Source organism: Rhodococcus jostii NBRC 16295 (assembly GCF_001894825.1).
Classification (GTDB): Bacteria; Actinomycetota; Actinomycetes; order Mycobacteriales; family Mycobacteriaceae; genus Rhodococcus_F; species Rhodococcus_F jostii.
On sequence record NZ_BCWY01000013.1, the window covers coordinates 66,659 to 83,144 of the forward strand.

Below are 16,486 nucleotides of genomic sequence, written 5' to 3' on the forward strand. Positions count from 1 at the left end.
GTGACCCATCCGGTCACCGGTGTCAGGGCTTGCGGAACCGCGCGAGCGAACGCATCACCGGGTAGGCGACGAGGATGCCCACCGAACCCCACGCAATGCCACCGAGTTCCACCGATCCGATCGTCAGCGTGAGGTCGCCGATGCCGGCGACGAGCGCGGCGGCGACCACGGTGAGGTTCACCGGGTCGGTGAAGTCCACCTTGGCGTCCATCCAGATGCGCACGCCGAGGACGCCGATCAGTCCGTACAGCACCAGGGTCGCTCCGCCGATGACGCCGTTCGGCACGGTGAACACGAGGGCGCCGAACTTCGGTGAGAACGCGAGAACTACGGCGGTGGCGGCCGCCACCCAGTAGGCGGCGGTGGAGTAGACGCGCGTCGCGGCCATCACTCCGATGTTCTCCGCGTACGTGGTGGTCCCGGAGCCGCCGCCGAACCCGGCCAGGGTGGTGGCCAGCCCGTCGGCGACGAGGGCATCACCGGCGACGTCGTCGAGGGAACGCCCCGTCATGGCCGACACCGCCTTGACGTGACCGACGTTCTCGGCGATCAGGACGACGACCACCGGCAGGGTCAGCGCGATCACGGACCACTCGAACGTCGGTCCCCTCAGCTCGGGCACACCGAACCAGGCCGCGTCCCGCAGCGCCGTCACCCGCTCGTCGGCGAGCCCGCCGGTGACGGCGGCGAACACCCAGCCGACGACCACACCGACCAGGATGCCGAGGCGCCCCAGCAACCCCGGACCGAGGACCGTCACGAGCAGGATCGCCAGCAGCGTCACCCCGGCGATCAACGGCTGCGATTCGAACGAATCCACCGCGGTGGGTGCGAGATTGAGTCCGATCAGGGCCACCACGGCACCGGTGACGACGGGCGGCATGACCGCGTCGATGACCCGCGAGCCGGCGAGCTTCACCGCGATACCCACCAGGAGCAGGAGCAGACCCGCGGCGGCCACGCCGCCGAGTTGCGCGGCGGCACCGGAACTCTGCGACGCCGTCAGCGGCGCGATGAACGCGAACGACGAACCGAGGTAGCTGGGAATGCGGCCCCGCGTGATCAGCAGGAACAGCGCCGTCCCGATTCCGGAGAACAGCAGCGTCGTCGTGACTGGGAACCCGGTGATGGTCGGCACCAGGAGGGTGGCGCCGAACATCGCGATGACGTGCTGCATCCCGATTCCGACGGTCCGCGGCCAGGTGAGACGCTCCCCGGGAGCGACCACCTCGCCCTCGCCGATCCGCCGGCCGTCACCGTGCAGCGTCCACCCGAAGGCCTTCGTCGGAGCGGACGGGCCGGCGGAGCCGCCGGGGGCGTCGGTTTCTTCTTTCGTCACAGTTGGCCAATAGTAGGGACCATCCGGGAGTTTCGCGGGACTACGCGCCCAGCACGCGGACCGCTGCGGCCCGCGCCTCCGCGGGATCGCTCGTGGCGAGCACGTCCTCGGCGGCACGACGGCAGTCGTCCAGCGACACCGATCCGACCTTCGCGCCCACACCCGACACCGCGGCGCCGGCACAGGACAGCGACGTGACGCCGAGCCCGATCAGCACGCAGGCGAGTAGCGGGTCGGCCGCCGCCTCACCACACACACCGACCGGCTTGCCCGCCGCGATGCCCGCCTCGGCCGTGCGAGCGACGAGCGCGAGGACGGCCGGCTGCCAGGGGTCGGTGAGCGACGCCAGGTCGGAGGACATCCGATCGGCGGCCATCGTGTACTGCGCCAGATCGTTGGTGCCGATCGACAGGAAGTCGACGTGGCGCAGCAACCGGTCGGCCAGCAGGGCGGCGGCGGGAACCTCGACCATCACACCGGGGACGAGGCCGCGGGCGCGGACCTCGGCGCCGAACGATTCCGCCTCGGCGGGAGTCGAGATCATCGGTGCCATCACCCACGGCTGCGACTGCGTCTGCTTCGCGGCGGCCGCGATGGCGTCGAGTTGCCGGCTGAGGATGCCCGGGTTTTCTTCGGCGATCCGGATTCCGCGGACCCCGAGCGCCGGATTGGCCTCCTCGGCGTGGTTGGCGAAGCGCAGCGGCTTGTCCGATCCCGCGTCGAGGGTTCGGATCACCACCTTCTTTCCGGCGAATGCGTCCAGCACCTCACCGTAGATTTCGGCCTGCTCGTCGACGCCGGGTTCGGAATCGCGGTCCAGGAAGCACAGCTCGGTGCGGAACAGTCCCACGCCTTCGGCGGCCGTCGCGCTCGCCGACCGCGCGCCGGCCCCGTCCTGCACGTTGGCCAGGATCGACACGGAGTGCCCGTCGCTGGTGCGGCCCGGTCCTTCCCACGACTGGATGCGGAGTCGTTCCGCGCGGCCGTGTTCCACGGCGGCGCGGGCCTCGACGGGGTCGGGCTCCAGCACCAGTTCGCCTGCGGCGCCGTCGAGGAGAACGGGGGTGCCCGCGGCCACCGACTCGAGATCGCGCACCGCGACGACGCACGGGATTCCCAGTTGCCGCGAAATGATCGCGGTGTGGCTCGTCGGGCCGCCGAGGACGGTGACGAGGCCTACGATCAGTTCGGGATCGAGACCGGCGGTGTCGGCAGGAGCGAGGTCCTGCGCGCAGAGGATCGACGGGGTCGTCGGGACGGGGATGCCGGGTTCGGGCAGACCCATGAGCTCCGACACGACCCGGTCGCGGATGTCGCGCAGGTCGGTGACTCGTTCCGCCATCAGCCCACCCATCTTGGTGAACAGGGTGGCGAACTGTTCGGTGGCGCCGGCGGCCGCTTCGTCGGCCGGGGCTCCCCCGGCGATCAGCTTCTGCGCCGCACCGAGCCAGCCGCGGTCGGCGGCCATCGCCGCGTTCGCCTGCAGGACCTCTGCCGCGGCGCCGGAGACGGTGGACGCGCGGTCGCGAAGCCGCTGCGAGACCACGGCGGTGGCTTCCTCGAAGCGGACCTTCTCGGCGTCGCGCGATGCTTCGTCGATCCGGGCCGACCCGGGCGCGACCTCGGGCCGCGGAGCCGGCCAGATCACCGGTGCATACGCAATGCCCGGTACCACCGGCGTACCTCGCACGATTTCACGGTCTTCGGTCATCAGGTCCTCCTGGCCGGATCGTTCTGTCTTCACTCAGTCGGAAATGCACTCGACTATGTGACGGAGATTACTCTCAACTCTTGACATGTCAACACACTCGGGCGTAAAACAACATGACACAACATTTCGTGTGATGCAGACCATAACGGATCACGTCACCGAACACTTCATCGACGAGAACAGGAACGGGGACACGGTGTATCCGGAAGAACGCCAGCAAGCGGTCACCACGCTGATCTCGCAGCGGGGGCGCATGTCGGTCGCAGACCTGTCCGACACCTTCGGAGTCACCACCGAGACCGTGCGCCGCGACCTCGCTCTCCTCGAACGTCTCGGCCACGTCCGCCGAGTGCACGGCGGCGCGGTGCCGGCCGGTTCCCTCACCGTCACCGAGCCCGGCATGACGGAGCGCGACCACACCCGCGCCGAACAGAAGGACCGGATCGCGAAGCGCGCCGCCGCCTACCTTCCGCCGTCCGGCGGCAGCGTGTTGTTCGACGCGGGAACCACCACGGGGCGCATCATCCCCGAACTCCCGTCCGACCTGGATCTCACCGTGATCACCAACTCCGTTCCGATCGCGGCACGGCTCGCGGGGCTCAACTCGGTGACGCTCCACATGCTGGGCGGCCGGGTGCGCGGTATCACGCAGGCCGCCGTCGGCGAGGAGGCGTTGCGCATCCTCGACGTCCTCCGCGTCGACGTCGCGTTCATCGGTACCAATGCGCTCAGCGTCGGCCACGGCCTGTCCACGCCGGACACCGAGGAGGCCGCCGTGAAGCGCGCGATGGTGCGCTGCGCCAACCACGTCGTCGTGGTCGCCGACTCGTCGAAGGTGGGCCGCGAGCACCTCGTGAGCTTCGCACCCATCCACAGCGTCGACATCCTCGTCACCGACGCCGACATCAGTTCCGCAGACCGAGCCCATTTCCACGACCAGGGAATCGAGGTGGTGATCGCATGATCGTCACGCTGACCGCCAATCCGAGCATCGACCGCACAGTCAACCTGGTCGGACGACTCGAACGAGGCACCGTCCTGCGCGCAGCCGCAACCCACAGCGACCCCGGAGGCAAAGGAGTCAACGTCGCCCGCGCACTCACGTCGGCCGGTGTCGCCGCCATCGCGGTACTGCCGGGCAACGACGGCGATCCGCTGCTCACCGCACTGTCCGAGCACAGGATCGAGCACGTCACCGTGGCGATGTCCGGTGCCGCACGCACCAACATCACCATCACCGAGCCCGACGGCACGACCACCAAGATCAACGAGCCCGGTGTCTCGATGTCCGCAGAATCGCTCGCCGCGCTGCAGTCGGAGATCATCGAACGCGGATCCCGCGCCGAATGGGTGGTGCTGTCCGGTTCACTTCCCCCCGGCATCCCCACCGACTGGTACGCCACCCTCGTCGAGGCACTGCGCGCGTCCTCCTGCCGGGTCGCCGTCGACACTTCGGACGCCCCACTGCTCGCGCTGGCGGACCGATTCCCCGCGGCGGCACCCGACCTCGTCAAACCCAACAGCGAGGAACTCGCGCAACTCACCGGCGCCGACGGGCAGTTGCTCGAGGAGTCGGCGCTCCGCGGCGACCCGACGGCCACCGCGCACGCAGGAAGGCAACTCGTGGACCGCGGGGTCGAAGCCGTCCTCGCCACCCTCGGCGCCGCGGGTGCGGTGCTCGTGACGGAGGCGGGCGCCTGGTGGGCCACGCCACCACCGATCGTCGCCCGCAGCACCGTCGGCGCCGGTGACTCGTCACTGGCGGGCTACCTGACGGCGCACATCTCCGGTGCACCGCCCGCGGACTGCCTCCGATCCGCCGTCGCCTACGGCAGTGCGGCGGCAGCCCTACCCGGAACCACCCTCCCGACTCCCGAACACGTCGACCTCGACGCCGTCACCGTCACCGCCCTCAGCTCCCCCGCCCCCGATCCGGCCTGAACCAGAAGGAAACACCATGTCTCACTCGACACCCGACCGCGATTCTGGGCCGCAGATCATCAGCGAAGATCTGATCTCCCTGGACACCAACCTCGGAGCGACCAAGGAGGACGTGATCTCCGCGCTCGCCCAGCGTCTGGCCGACTCCGGTCGTGCCACGGACGCGGACGCTCTCCGCGACGCCGCGCTGGCACGTGAATCACAATCGGCGACAGGCCTTCCCGGCGGAATCGCCATCCCCCACTGCCGTTCGGAAGCCGTCGTGGCGGCGTCCCTCGGATTCGCCCGGCTCGACCCCAAGGTCGACTTCGGCGCCCCGGACGGCCCCGCCGACCTGGTGTTCCTCATCGCAGCCCCCGAGGGTGCGGGCGCGGAGCACATGAAACTGCTCTCCTCGCTCGCACGGGCACTGGTGCGCCCCGCGTTCGTCGGTGCGCTGCGTGACGCGAAGACCCCCGCCGAGATCGTCACTCTGGTCAACGACGTCCTGGCCCCCGCACCTGCCGCCAAGCCGGCGGCCGCGGCTGCGACCGCTGCTGCTCCTGCTGTGGCAACCCCGGCGCCCGCCGCCCAGCCCGTGACCACCGCGAAGGAGCCCGAGCCCGAAGAGGCACCGAAGCACATCGTCGCGGTCACGGCCTGCCCGACCGGCATCGCCCACACCTACATGGCCGCCGACTCCCTCGTCGCCGCCGGCGAGCGCGCGGGCATCGTCGTCCACGTGGAGACACAGGGTTCCAGCGGAAGCACCCCGCTGGCGGCCAGCATCATCGCCGGCGCGTCCGCCGTCATCTTCGCCACCGACGTCGGCGTGAAGGGCAAGGAACGCTTCGCTGGCAAACCAGTGGTGGCGTCGGGCGTCAAACGCGCGATCAACGAACCGGACACGATGATCACCGAGGCACTGCGTGCGGGCATGAACCCGTCCGCGGCGACGGTGGACGCCGGCAGCGCGGGCAGCGCCGCGGACGAGCCGGCCGGGTCGGTCGGCTGGGGCACGCACCTGCGTCAGGTGCTGCTCACCGGTGTCAGCTACATGATCCCGTTCGTCGCCGCCGGCGGTCTGCTGATCGCCCTCGGATTCCTGCTCGGCGGATACGAGATATCCGGCCCGGCCGAGGACATCGTCCTCAGCAACTCCCTCGGCCAACTCCCCGACGGTGGCCTGGCGACGTACCTGGGTGCGGTGCTGTTCCAGCTGGGGTCGCTGGCGTTCAGCTTCCTCGTCCCCGCGCTCGCCGGTTACATCGCCTTCGCGATCGCCGACCGGCCCGGTCTGGCTCCGGGCTTCACCGCGGGTGCCGTGGCGGTTTTCGTCGGCGCCGGATTCATCGGAGGCCTGGTCGGTGGTCTGATCGCCGGTATTGTCGCCCTGTGGATCAGCCGGATCCCGGTTCCACAGTGGTTGCGCGGCCTGATGCCGGTGGTGATCATTCCGCTGTTCGCGACCCTGATCGTCGGCGCGCTCATGTTCCTGGTCCTGGGCCGTCCGCTCGCCTCGATCACGTCGGGCCTGACGAACTGGCTCAACGGTCTGTCCGGCAGCTCCGTCATCTTCCTCGGCATCATCCTCGGCCTGATGATGTGCTTCGACCTGGGTGGCCCGGTCAACAAGGCCGCATACGCGTTCGCGGTCGCCGGCCTCAACGTCAACGATCCCGCCTCGCTGCGCATCATGGCGGCCGTGATGGCGGCGGGCATGGTCCCGCCGCTGGCCATGGCGCTCGCGTCGACCGTCCTGCGCCCCAGCCTGTTCAGTGAGGCGGAACGGGAGAACGGCAAGGCGGCTTGGCTGCTCGGCTCGGCGTTCATCTCCGAGGGTGCCATCCCGTTCGCCGCCGCCGATCCGCTGCGCGTCATTCCCTCGATGATGGCCGGGGGCGCCGTCACCGGCGCCCTGATCATGGCGTTCGACGTCACCCTCAGCGCACCGCACGGCGGAATCTTCGTCTTCTTCGCCATCGGCAACCTGCTGTGGTTCCTGGTGGCACTCGCTGCCGGTGTCGTCGTCGCCGCGCTCTGCGTCGTCGGCGCCAAAGAATTCATCAAGCCCGGCGCGTCCGACGCCGAACTCGACCCCGACGTTGCGACGGTCGCAGCGTAAGAGAAACAGATCGACCCGCTCGACCCACATCACCCCCACCGACAGAGGAGAGAATCCATGCCCAGCACAACAGTCGCCGTCGGTTCGTCCATCGGCCTCCACGCCCGTCCCGCCGCCGTCATCGCCGAAGCGGTTGCCGCCGCCGGTGTGCCCGTCACGCTTGCCGTGGCCGACAGCGAACCGGTGGACGCCGGCTCCGCACTGCTCATCATGACCCTCGGCGCCACCAAAGGCACCGAGGTGACGGTCACCAGTGACGACGCCGACGCCGTCGAGAAGGTGGCCCAGTTGGTGGCGGCGGACCTCGACGCCTGACCGGTACCCGGCCGTCAGCTGGTGAGACCCAGCCGGCGGCCGGTCCAGTCGATCTCCCGTTCGAGCGCAGCACTCCAGGTGGCGCCCTCGTGGCCACCGGGGAGCTCGTAGTAACGCACGTTCAGACCGGCCGCCCGCGCGGCAGCGAACATCCGCTGCTGCTGCGGGCGGTATTCGTCGTCGGTGGCCCCGGCGACGAACACCCCCGTCAGCTCCGGGAACTGCCGGGTCTTCAGCACGTCGATCGGATTGACCGCCGCGAATGCGCGTTCGTCGCCGGCGAACGTCGCCGCGACCGTCCCCGCATGATCGCCCAGCGAGGGCTCGTCCTGGCCGAGGAAGTCGAGAAACGTCGGGTAGATCCGCGGATAGTTCACCGCCAGTTGGATCGAAACGTCCCCCCGTAGGAGAATCCGCCGATCGCCCACTGCGCCGGGTCGTGCGACACCTGCAGGTTCTGCTCGATCCACGCCGGGACGTCGCGAGCCACGTACGTGGCAGCGTGTCCCAGCGCCGAATCCAGGCAGAGCGGGTTCGCGTCCTGCGATCCCAGTGCATCGACCACCACGACGACCGGCGCGAGTCCGTCGTGCCGCGCTGCATACGCGTCCACCGTCGACCCCAGCCGGCCGCTGCTGAACCAGTCCTGGGGCCGCCCCGGCTGTCCGGCGATCATCACCATGACGGGGAGCACCGCCCGAGGTGACGTCAGGTACGCCGGTGGCAGGTACAGCACGGCCGGCCTGGCCGGAAATCCGGATTCGGTGCCGGGAATCTCCACTTCCGTCACCACCCCGGACCGGGGTGTGCGCACCGGGCGCGTCCAGTCGGAGTCCACCGGAACTCCGGACTGCACCGTCGGCTGGAACCCGGGGACGTCACCGAACGCGACGGGCACGACGACCGCCGGCGGGCGGTGTCCGACCACCGACCCGGCGGTCGGGAAGACGCCGACCTGTGCGTTCACCTGCCCGGCTGCGGCGGCAGCAACCACGACGGATGCAACGGCGATCACCACCCCACGCCGGGCTCCAGATTGACGGAGCCGAAGCGCGCCGAGCACGAGGACGGCCACAGCGAGCCAGATCCACGCGTATCCCGCCGGTGGCAGCTGATTGGGAAGCGGCCGGTACGTTGCCCACACGGCACCCGCGATCACGGCCGTCACCAGGACCGCGACAGCCGCGGCGCCGAGGATCAGCCGCCGCGCGGAACGGGAGGACGCGGCGAGCACCATGCCGATGCCTGCCAGCGCGGCCACCATCAACGCAAACCGGGCGCGACCGTGCTCGAGCGACAGGTGGGAGATACGCGACAACAACTCGTGGGCCTGCACCGGCCCAGTATCCACACCGCCGAACGCGTCGAAAGAATCAGGCTTGCACCATTTCTCGCAAATCAGACCTATCGGGCACGACGGCGGACGGCGAAGCCGAGGATCGTCGCCAGCACGACCACGGCGGCGATGCCGATCCCCCACAGCGTTCCCGGCGACTGCGCCGACACTTCGTCGGCGACCGTCTGCGCGCGGGCATGCTCCTGCACCCGGGACACGGCCCCCGGCAGCACCTGGATCGGCGGGACCGGACCCTCCCGCGCCTCGGAGGCGATCAACAGGTCGCCGTTCTCGGTGAACGCGACCGACTCCCCCTGCGGCTGCTCCGGCACGTGCGCGCGCACGACGGGACCCGCGGCGAACGCTGCGGCCAGGTCGCCATCCGGGGCGGAGAACAGGAACACGTCGGAGTAGCTGCGCACGGCGGCTACGGTGCCGTCGGCGGATACCGCTCCGCCGGTGAACATCGTCGAATGCAGGGCCGGGGCCGTGGTGCCGCTGCCGGTGGTCGCGTCGTCGGCACCGTTCGTCTCCGAGACGTCCAGTGTTCCCACCTTCTCCAGCGGGGTCGGTCCGGGGCTCGCGAGGTCGCCCACTGCGACACCACCGACGGGCCGGTACACGTTGCCCGCCCCGAACACTTCCTTCGTGACGATCAGCGGGGTGCCGTCACGCTGGACGAGAACGGTCTCGGCGTCGTGGGGACCGTCCGGATACGTCAGCCGATGCAGTTCTCCCGCGCCCGTGTCGCGGTCCATCGCGATCAGCGCGACCGTGTCACGTCTGCGCCCGTTGTCGCCGGTGTCGGCCAGCCACAGCCGCCCGTCGGGACCGGACGCCACGTCCTCCACGTCGTAGGGGTCCGCCGGCAGCGGAAGCCACCGCTGCACGGCGCAGTTCCCGTCCATCACCGCGACCGCACGATCGGAGCCGCTGTCACCGACCGCGTAGAGGAGTCCCCCCACGGACACGAGCCCCGACAACTCTTCCAGAGAGGCCTCGTCCGGCGTGCCGGCCGCGGAATCGTCGGGTGTGCAGAGCGGACCGAACTCCGACGCGTCGACGGCGGTCTGATCTCGGAAGAACGGCTCGGCGGATCCGACGCCCGCCGCGGCGAGTGGACTGCACGCTGCAAGGACCGTGACCGCAACTCGGGCCGTCCACCTCGAGCGGTCAGGCACTGCCGCTGTACTGAACCAGTGCCGACGCCAACGCTTCGGGCACCCGCGCATGGACGCGCGTGCCGTCTTCCTCGTGGGACGAGTCGAGGATCTGGCCGTCCGAGTGGATCCTGGCCATCAGGTCTCCCCGGTTGTACGGGAGGAGGATGCTGACCTCGATCTCGGGACGGACCAGGACGTCGCTGAGATGCGCTCGCAACTCGGCGATGCCTTCACCCGTGCGGGCAGAGACGAACGACGCACCGGGCAGGAGGCCCCGCAGCTGCGTCAACGTGACCGGGTCGGCCGCGTCGATCTTGTTCACCACGATCAGTTCCGGCGGCGCCGCGGCGTCGTTCTCACGGATCACCTCGGTGATCACCTCGTGGACGGCCCTGATCTGATCCGTGGGCAGCGGGTCGGAACCGTCGACGACATGGAGCAGCAGATCCGCGTCCGTCACTTCCTCGAGCGTCGAGCGGAACGCCTCGATCAGCTGCGTCGGCAGGTGCCGCACGAACCCGACCGTGTCGGTCAATACGTACTCACGGCCGTCGTCCAGTGCCGCCCGCCGAGTGGTGGGATCGAGGGTGGCGAACAGCGCGTTCTGCACCAGCACCCCGGACCCGGTCAGCGCGTTGAGCAGGCTCGACTTGCCGGCGTTGGTGTAGCCGACGATCGCGATCGACGGTGTCTCGCTGCGCAGGCGCCGGGTGCGTTTGGTGTCGCGGGCGGCCTTCATGCCCTTGATCTCGCGACGCAGCTTCGCCATCCGCTCACGAATACGGCGGCGGTCCGTCTCGATCTTCGTCTCACCGGGACCGCGCAGACCCACGCCGCCGTTGCTGCCGGCGCGACCGCCCGCCTGCCGGGACATCGATTCACCCCAGCCGCGCAGTCGGGGCAGCATGTATTCCATCTGGGCCAGCGCCACCTGCGCCTTGCCTTCCCTGGACGTCGCGTGCTGGGCGAAGATGTCGAGGATCAGGGCCGTCCGGTCGATGACCTTGACCTTGACGACCTTCTCCAGCGCCGTCAGCTGCGCGGGAGTGAGTTCACCGTCGCAGATGACGGTGTCGGCGCCCGTGGACAGGACGACCTCGCGGAGTTCCTCGGCCTTGCCGGAACCGATATACGTGGCCGCGTCGGGTTTGTCGCGCCGCTGGACCAGGCCTTCGAGGACCTCGGAGCCGGCGGTCTCGGCCAGAGCTGCAAGCTCGGCCATGCTGGATTCGGCCTGCGCCGCGGTGCCCTGCGTCCAGACCCCGACGAGGACCACGCGTTCGAGGCGCAGCTGCCGGTATTCGACCTCGGTGACGTCGGTGAGCTCGGTGGAGAGCCCGGCAACTCGGCGCAGCGCGCTGCGATCCTCGAGTTGCATCTCGCCGACCGATGGGCGCCCGTCGTCGTAGGCGAACTCGGTGGAGTCGGAGATCGGCGATTCTTCTGTGCTATGTGATTTCGTCATACACCCTCATGATCCCACGGAATGTCGAGGTCATGCACGTGCATTTCGCGCAGGGCGATCAGCCGAGGCTGTTCCACCAGCCGTCGTCGAGGTTCCCGGACGCCACCAGAACGGACGGTCCGCGCAACGTCGCCCGGCCGCCGGACAGCGCCACGGTCACCTGACCACCGGGAATGCGGACAATCACCTCACCCGAGTCGGCGCCCTCGAACCGCAGCGCAGCGGTGGCCGCGGCGACCGTGCCGGTGCCGCACGACCGGGTTTCGCCGACTCCGCGCTCGTGCACCCGCATGTCCACGGCCCCGGATTCGATGCGGGTGAGGATCTCGACGTTGACACCGTGCGGGAAGAAACCGGGGTCGAACCCGGGCGCGGCCGTCAGGTCGAGGGCCGACAGGGAGGCCGCCGTCAGATGTGCATCGACACAGGCGAGGTGCGGGTTCCCGACGTCGATGCCGATCCCGTTGAACACCTTGCCGTCGAGGGTCGCGGCGCTGGTTCCCAGATCGCGGACCACACCCATGTCGACGGTGACCTCACCGAAGGAGCCGTCGGCCGAATGCACGATCACCGGCTTGCCACCGGCGCGGCTGCCGACGACGAACTCGTCGCGCGTCTCGAGGCCGGTCGACCGGAGGTAGTGCGCGAAGACGCGGACGCCGTTGCCGCACATTTCCGCGATCGATCCGTCGGCGTTGCGGTAGTCCATGAACCAGTCGTCCTCGGACGTGCCGTCGGGGAGTTCGATGAGGACACCGGCAGTGGCCAGCGCACCGGCCTTCGCAACGCGCAGGATTCCGTCGGCGCCGAGTCCGCGCCTGCGGTCGCACAGCGCCGACACGCGGGGGGCGGACAGATCGATGCGGACGTCGGGATCCGGGAGGACCACGAAGTCGTTCTCGGTGCCGTGTCCCTTGCTGAAATCCATGCGCACCACTCTATCCAACGGCTGCCGCGGTGCGGCTGATCGACGCTGCCGCGGTGCGGGATCGACGCTGCCGCGGTGCGGCTCACCGACGCTGCCGCGGTGCGGCTCATCGACGCTGCCGGGCGATTTCGTAGAGGGCGACGGCTCCGGCAGAGGGGGCGCCGAGGGAACTCGCGGCCCCGCCGATCGGGATGTTGACCACCGTGTCGCAGGCCTCTCGCCACGCGGCGCTCATGCCGCGGGTCTCGTTGCCGATCACGAGGACGGTGCCGCCACCGAAGTCGTGGGAGTCGATGGTGACGGAACCGGTCTCGTCCGTCCCGACGATGTGCAGGTCGGTTCCGGACGTCCGCCGGGCGTCGCGGAAGGCGAGGATGTCGTCGACGGACGACACGGTGACGACGGGCATCGCGAACAGTGATCCGGTGGAGGCGCGGACACTCTGCGGGTCGAACGGGTCGGCACCGTGGCCGACCACCACGACGGCGTCGGCTCCGAATGCGTTGGCCGAGCGGACGAGTGTTCCCAGGTTTCCGGGTGAGGTGGGCCGGTCGAACACGACGATCAGGGGTGCGGACTGCAGTCGCAGATCTTTCAATCGCGGCGCACGCGTCTTCGCGACGGCGATCAGTTCCGGCGCCGTGGTGGTCTTCTCGCCCAGCTCGGCCATCAGTTCGGCGCTGACACCGACCTGTTCGACGGAGCGGGAGGCGAGCAGGTCGCGCGCCCAGTCGGACAGCGGCGGTCCGTCGATGCGATGCAGCAGCGATTCGATCGGCCAGTCGTGTTCCATGGCCAGGTTGAGCGGACGCACGCCCTGGATCAGGAAGCGTCCCGCCTTCGTCCGTTTCGCGCGGTTGGTGAGATACGACTGCCATTGCTGGAATCGCGCGTTGCGGGTCGTGACCAGCAGGGACGAGACGGGACGGTGCCGTCCGGACGGTGTTCGGCTCATCGTTCTCCCAGTGTTCGGGTCTCGTCGAGGGTGCGGAGGGTGGTGTCCGCGAGGTCGGGGTCGCTTCCGTCGACCCAGTGGATGCGGGTGTCGCGGCGGAACCAGGACCGTTGCCGGCGGACGTAGCGCCGGGTGCCGATGAAGGTGCGTTCCTGCGCCTCGTCCAGGTCGTATTCGCCGTCGAGCCAGGCGAGGACCTGTGCGTATCCGATGGCCCGGGGGGCGGTGACGCCCTCGCGCAGTCCCACGTCGATCAGCCCCCGGACCTCGTCGACCAGTCCTCGGTCGAACATCAGCCGGGTGCGGAGCCGGATCCGGTCGTCGAGGTGGGCTGTGTCGCGGTCGACACCGATGATGTGTGTGCCCCATCGTGGTTCGCCGATGCGCGGGGCCGACGCCGCGAACGGCCTGCCGGTGATCTCCACGACCTCGAGTGCTCGGACGAGGCGCCTGCCGTCGGTGGGCAGGATCGAGGCCGCAGCGTCGGGGTCCACCCGGCTCAGCTCGGCGTGGACGGCGGCGACTCCCTCGTCGGCGAGAACGGCTTCCCACCGCGCCCGCACCGACGCATCAGTGGCGGGGAAACTCCACTCGTCGAGCAGCGACTGCACGTACATCATCGATCCGCCGACGATGACCGGCACGGCGCCTCGCGCGGCGATCGCCTCGACGTCGCGGACCGCCGCCTGCTGATAGTTCGCGACGGTCGCAGTCTGCGTCACGTCGAGGACGTCGAGCTGGTGGTGCGGGATTCCGCGGCGCTCGGCCGGCGCGAGTTTCGCGGTGCCGATGTCCATGCCCCGGTACAGCTGCATCGCGTCGATGTTGACGATCTCGCCACCGAGGCGTTCGGCCAAGTCCAGCGCGAGATCCGATTTGCCGGTGGCGGTCGGTCCGACGACGGCGATCGGGGTGGGTGACGTCACGGACGCCACTCACCCACGTGATAGCCGACGCCGTACGGCGCCGCGCTGTACAGCGTCCGGCAGGACGTGGGCGGTCTGTCGAAGACGCCGGCGAGCACCTGCCACGGGACGCGTCCGCCGATGCCGAGCGTTGCGCACTCCGCAGGTTCCAGGGCCAGCAGCGCTTCGCGGTCGCCGGTGTCGAGGGCCGCGTCGACCCTGGTCTGCACACCCTCCGCCCGAGGGTCGAACGCGCCCGGAGCCTTTGCCGTGAGTGTGTTCGCCCCGTCCGCGACGATGAGCAGCCCGCGCGGTTCCGGATCCCGGTCGAGGAAGGCGCGCAGTTCCGCGCCGTACTCGGCGCACCGTTCGGGGGCCAGGTCCGCGGCGAGAATCCGGGCGTCGACGACGGCGTCCGGCGCGCAGGTCCCCCGGATCCATCCGGCGGTCAGCGCCGCGAGGGGCAGGTCCGGGTCGGGATCGCCGGCCGGGCCGGGCCGCAACGTGACCCGCACGTCGACGCCGTAGCCGCGATAGGTGCCCTGGGCGTCGGGCGGGACGTCGGCGGCGGCGGGTGCCGCTCCGACCGCCACCCACTCGGTGGCGAGCGCCGACAACGCCTTCGCGGCCGTCTGCACCGCGTCCCGCAGCGGCGCCGTTTCCGCGGCCGCCGACCCGGTCAGTTCGGGCACCAGGAGCGGGGGTGACGGCACGAGGATGGCGGCGATGAACACACGCGTCACGCTAGTCGACCGTCGGCGAGGACCCGACATCCGATTCGGGCGCTGCCGTCAATCGGTACCAACGCGGACCGTCCGACCTGATTCAATAGTCCACAGGGCCCGTACCGGGTTGAATGGAGCCAGCACCCGCCCCGGGTCGTATGGAGCCAGTATCGCGTTCAGGCAGCCGTGACGCGCGGCAGAGATGAGGAACCGATGACCGACAGCAGCGACGCGAAGCCCGCCGTGGAGCCTGCCGCTCAGCAGCACGACACGCCGAAGCCCAGCGTCCCGAAGCCCGGTGCCGCCGCGAAGCCGGGTGCACCCAAGCCCCACCCCACACCGACACACGCCCTCTCCGCCCCCGCCGTCGCCGCACCCGCCCAGAGTGATCCGAGCAAGTTCGGTCGCGTCGACGACGACGGCACCGCCTGGGTCAAGACCGCGGACGGCGAACGGCAGATCGGCTCGTGGCAGGCCGGAGACGCAGCGGAGGGTCTGGCGCACTTCGGTCGGCGCTTCGACGATCTGGCGACGGAGGTGGCACTCCTCGAAGCCCGGCTCAATTCCGGCGCCGGTGACGCAAAGAAGACAAAAGCGGCCGCGATCGCGCTCGCCGAATCTCTCCCGACCGCCGCGGTGATCGGTGACATCGATTCGCTCTCGGTCCGTCTCGACGTCATCATCGCCGGATCCGACGAGGCCGCCGCCCACGCCAAGCACGAGAAGGAACTGTCGCGGCAGGCTCACACCGAGCGCAAGGAAGAACTGGCCGCCGAGGCCGAGCACATCGGCGCCGAATCCACACAGTGGAAGGCCGCCGGCGACCGTTTGCGCGAGATCCTGGACGAGTGGAAGACGATCCGCGGGATCGACCGGAAGGTCGACGACGCCCTGTGGAAGCGGTACTCCAAGGCGCGGGAGGCGTTCAACCGGCGCCGCGGTGCCCACTTCGCCGAACTCGATCGCGAACGCGCCGCCGCGAAGACGAAGAAGGAAGAACTCGTCGCACGGGCCGAGGCGCTGTCCGACTCCACCGACTGGGGTCCCACCGCCGGCGCGTTCCGGGATCTTCTCGCCGACTGGAAGGCCGCCGGGCGTGCGCCGCGTGAAGCCGACGACAACCTCTGGAAGCGATTCAAGGGCGCCCAGGACGTGTTCTTCGCAGCCCGCAACGCCGCGTCCTCCGAACGCGACGCCGAGTTCGAGGAGAACGCGGTCGCCAAGGAGGAGTTGCTGAAGAACGCGGGCCACATCGATCCGAACAAGGACATCGACGCCGCGCGGGCCGCGCTCCGCGACCTGCAGGAGAAGTGGGACGCCGTCGGCAAGGTGCCCCGCGAGCGGATGCACGACCTCGAGGGCAAGCTCCGGGCCATCGAGAAGCGGGTCCGCGACGCCGCCGACGAGGAATGGCGTCGCACCGACCCGGAGGCGCTCGCCCGGGCCGCGCAGTTCCGTGAACGGGTCACCCAGTTCGAGGAGCAGGCGGCCAAGGCCACCGCCGCGGGCAAGACGAAGGATGCCGAGAGCGCCCTCGCGCAGGCCAAGCAGTGGCGCGAATGGGCCGAGGCGGCCGAGGGAGCCGTCAGCGGCCAGTAG

The 16,486-nt window shown here is 69.8% G+C and carries 13 protein-coding genes and 1 pseudogene; 5 read left to right on the forward strand and 9 right to left on the reverse strand.

Annotated features, from left to right (window positions below):
- Window positions 1-22: 22 nt before the first annotated feature.
- Window positions 23-1,339 carry a uracil-xanthine permease family protein gene (locus RJ1_RS10990; RefSeq protein ID WP_240319695.1) on the reverse strand — a complete coding sequence of 439 codons (1,317 nt, stop codon included), beginning with the start codon at window positions 1,337-1,339 and terminating at the stop codon, window positions 23-25.
- 40 nt (window positions 1,340-1,379) lie between these two features.
- The gene (gene ptsP / locus RJ1_RS10995) at window positions 1,380-3,050 is read right to left on the reverse strand and encodes a phosphoenolpyruvate--protein phosphotransferase (RefSeq protein WP_073360031.1); all 1,671 of its coding nucleotides are present in this window, start codon (window positions 3,048-3,050) and stop codon (window positions 1,380-1,382) included.
- Between the two features lie 196 nt (window positions 3,051-3,246).
- On the opposite strand from ptsP, the gene RJ1_RS11000 reads away from it, so the two are divergent.
- From RJ1_RS11000 to RJ1_RS11015, 4 genes are read left to right on the forward strand one after another with little or no spacing between them, the layout of a single operon-like run.
- On the forward strand, window positions 3,247-4,014 hold the full coding sequence (locus tag RJ1_RS11000; protein WP_005261129.1) for a DeoR/GlpR family DNA-binding transcription regulator: 768 nt from the start codon (window positions 3,247-3,249) through the stop codon (window positions 4,012-4,014).
- Window positions 4,011-4,991: a 1-phosphofructokinase gene (pfkB, locus tag RJ1_RS11005; RefSeq protein WP_073359953.1), complete on the forward strand. Its 981-nt coding sequence runs from the start codon at window positions 4,011-4,013 to the stop codon at window positions 4,989-4,991. The genes RJ1_RS11000 and pfkB overlap by 4 nt, the downstream gene beginning before the upstream one ends.
- 16 nt (window positions 4,992-5,007) lie before the next feature.
- Window positions 5,008-7,095, forward strand: coding sequence for a PTS fructose transporter subunit IIABC (locus RJ1_RS11010; RefSeq protein ID WP_073359954.1), 2,088 nt, complete (start codon window positions 5,008-5,010; stop codon window positions 7,093-7,095).
- 57 nt (window positions 7,096-7,152) lie between these two features.
- Complete coding sequence (locus tag RJ1_RS11015; RefSeq protein ID WP_073359955.1) at window positions 7,153-7,410, forward strand: HPr family phosphocarrier protein; 258 nt, start codon at window positions 7,153-7,155, stop codon at window positions 7,408-7,410.
- A 14-nt stretch (window positions 7,411-7,424) separates the two neighbouring features.
- Here the strand turns inward: RJ1_RS11015 and RJ1_RS11020 are convergent.
- The 7 genes and pseudogenes from RJ1_RS11020 to RJ1_RS11050 all read right to left on the reverse strand — a co-directional run bounded on the left by RJ1_RS11020 (window position 7,425) and on the right by RJ1_RS11050 (window position 14,896).
- Window positions 7,425-8,746: pseudogene (locus RJ1_RS11020) on the reverse strand (alpha/beta hydrolase).
- A 68-nt stretch (window positions 8,747-8,814) separates the two neighbouring features.
- Complete coding sequence (locus RJ1_RS11025; protein ID WP_073359956.1) at window positions 8,815-9,927, reverse strand: hypothetical protein; 1,113 nt, start codon at window positions 9,925-9,927, stop codon at window positions 8,815-8,817.
- Window positions 9,920-11,374, reverse strand: coding sequence for a GTPase HflX (gene hflX / locus RJ1_RS11030; protein ID WP_073359957.1), 1,455 nt, complete (start codon window positions 11,372-11,374; stop codon window positions 9,920-9,922). The genes RJ1_RS11025 and hflX overlap by 8 nt, the downstream gene beginning before the upstream one ends.
- 58 nt (window positions 11,375-11,432) lie before the next feature.
- Complete coding sequence (dapF, locus tag RJ1_RS11035) at window positions 11,433-12,302, reverse strand: diaminopimelate epimerase (RefSeq protein ID WP_073360032.1); 870 nt, start codon at window positions 12,300-12,302, stop codon at window positions 11,433-11,435.
- A 106-nt stretch (window positions 12,303-12,408) separates the two neighbouring features.
- Window positions 12,409-13,257 (reverse strand): TrmH family RNA methyltransferase, encoded by an 849-nt coding sequence (locus tag RJ1_RS11040; protein ID WP_073359958.1) that lies wholly within the window; start codon window positions 13,255-13,257, stop codon window positions 12,409-12,411.
- The gene (gene miaA, locus RJ1_RS11045) at window positions 13,254-14,183 is read right to left on the reverse strand and encodes a tRNA (adenosine(37)-N6)-dimethylallyltransferase MiaA (protein ID WP_174694965.1); all 930 of its coding nucleotides are present in this window, start codon (window positions 14,181-14,183) and stop codon (window positions 13,254-13,256) included. Before miaA ends, RJ1_RS11040 begins: the two co-directional genes overlap by 4 nt.
- Window positions 14,180-14,896 (reverse strand): class III extradiol dioxygenase subunit B-like domain-containing protein, encoded by a 717-nt coding sequence (locus RJ1_RS11050; RefSeq protein WP_073360033.1) that lies wholly within the window; start codon window positions 14,894-14,896, stop codon window positions 14,180-14,182. The genes miaA and RJ1_RS11050 overlap by 4 nt, the downstream gene beginning before the upstream one ends.
- A 204-nt stretch (window positions 14,897-15,100) precedes the next feature.
- On the opposite strand from RJ1_RS11050, the gene RJ1_RS11055 reads away from it, so the two are divergent.
- Entirely contained in the window at window positions 15,101-16,486 is a 1,386-nt protein-coding gene (locus RJ1_RS11055) for a DUF349 domain-containing protein (RefSeq protein WP_073359960.1), read from the forward strand.

Bases quoted from the DNA above. Each gene is read 5' to 3' on its own strand.
- ptsP (WP_073360031.1), bottom strand. From the start codon at position 3,050: ATGACCGAAGACCGTGAAATCGTGCGAGGTACGCCGGTGGTACCGGGC.
- pfkB (WP_073359953.1), top strand. From the start codon at position 4,011: ATGATCGTCACGCTGACCGCCAATCCGAGCATCGACCGCACAGTCAAC.
- RJ1_RS11010 (WP_073359954.1), top strand. From the start codon at position 5,008: ATGTCTCACTCGACACCCGACCGCGATTCTGGGCCGCAGATCATCAGC.
- RJ1_RS11015 (WP_073359955.1), top strand. From the start codon at position 7,153: ATGCCCAGCACAACAGTCGCCGTCGGTTCGTCCATCGGCCTCCACGCC.
- hflX (WP_073359957.1), bottom strand. From the start codon at position 11,374: ATGACGAAATCACATAGCACAGAAGAATCGCCGATCTCCGACTCCACC.
- dapF (WP_073360032.1), bottom strand. From the start codon at position 12,302: ATGGATTTCAGCAAGGGACACGGCACCGAGAACGACTTCGTGGTCCTC.
- RJ1_RS11040 (WP_073359958.1), bottom strand. From the start codon at position 13,257: ATGAGCCGAACACCGTCCGGACGGCACCGTCCCGTCTCGTCCCTGCTG.
- RJ1_RS11055 (WP_073359960.1), top strand. From the start codon at position 15,101: ATGACCGACAGCAGCGACGCGAAGCCCGCCGTGGAGCCTGCCGCTCAG.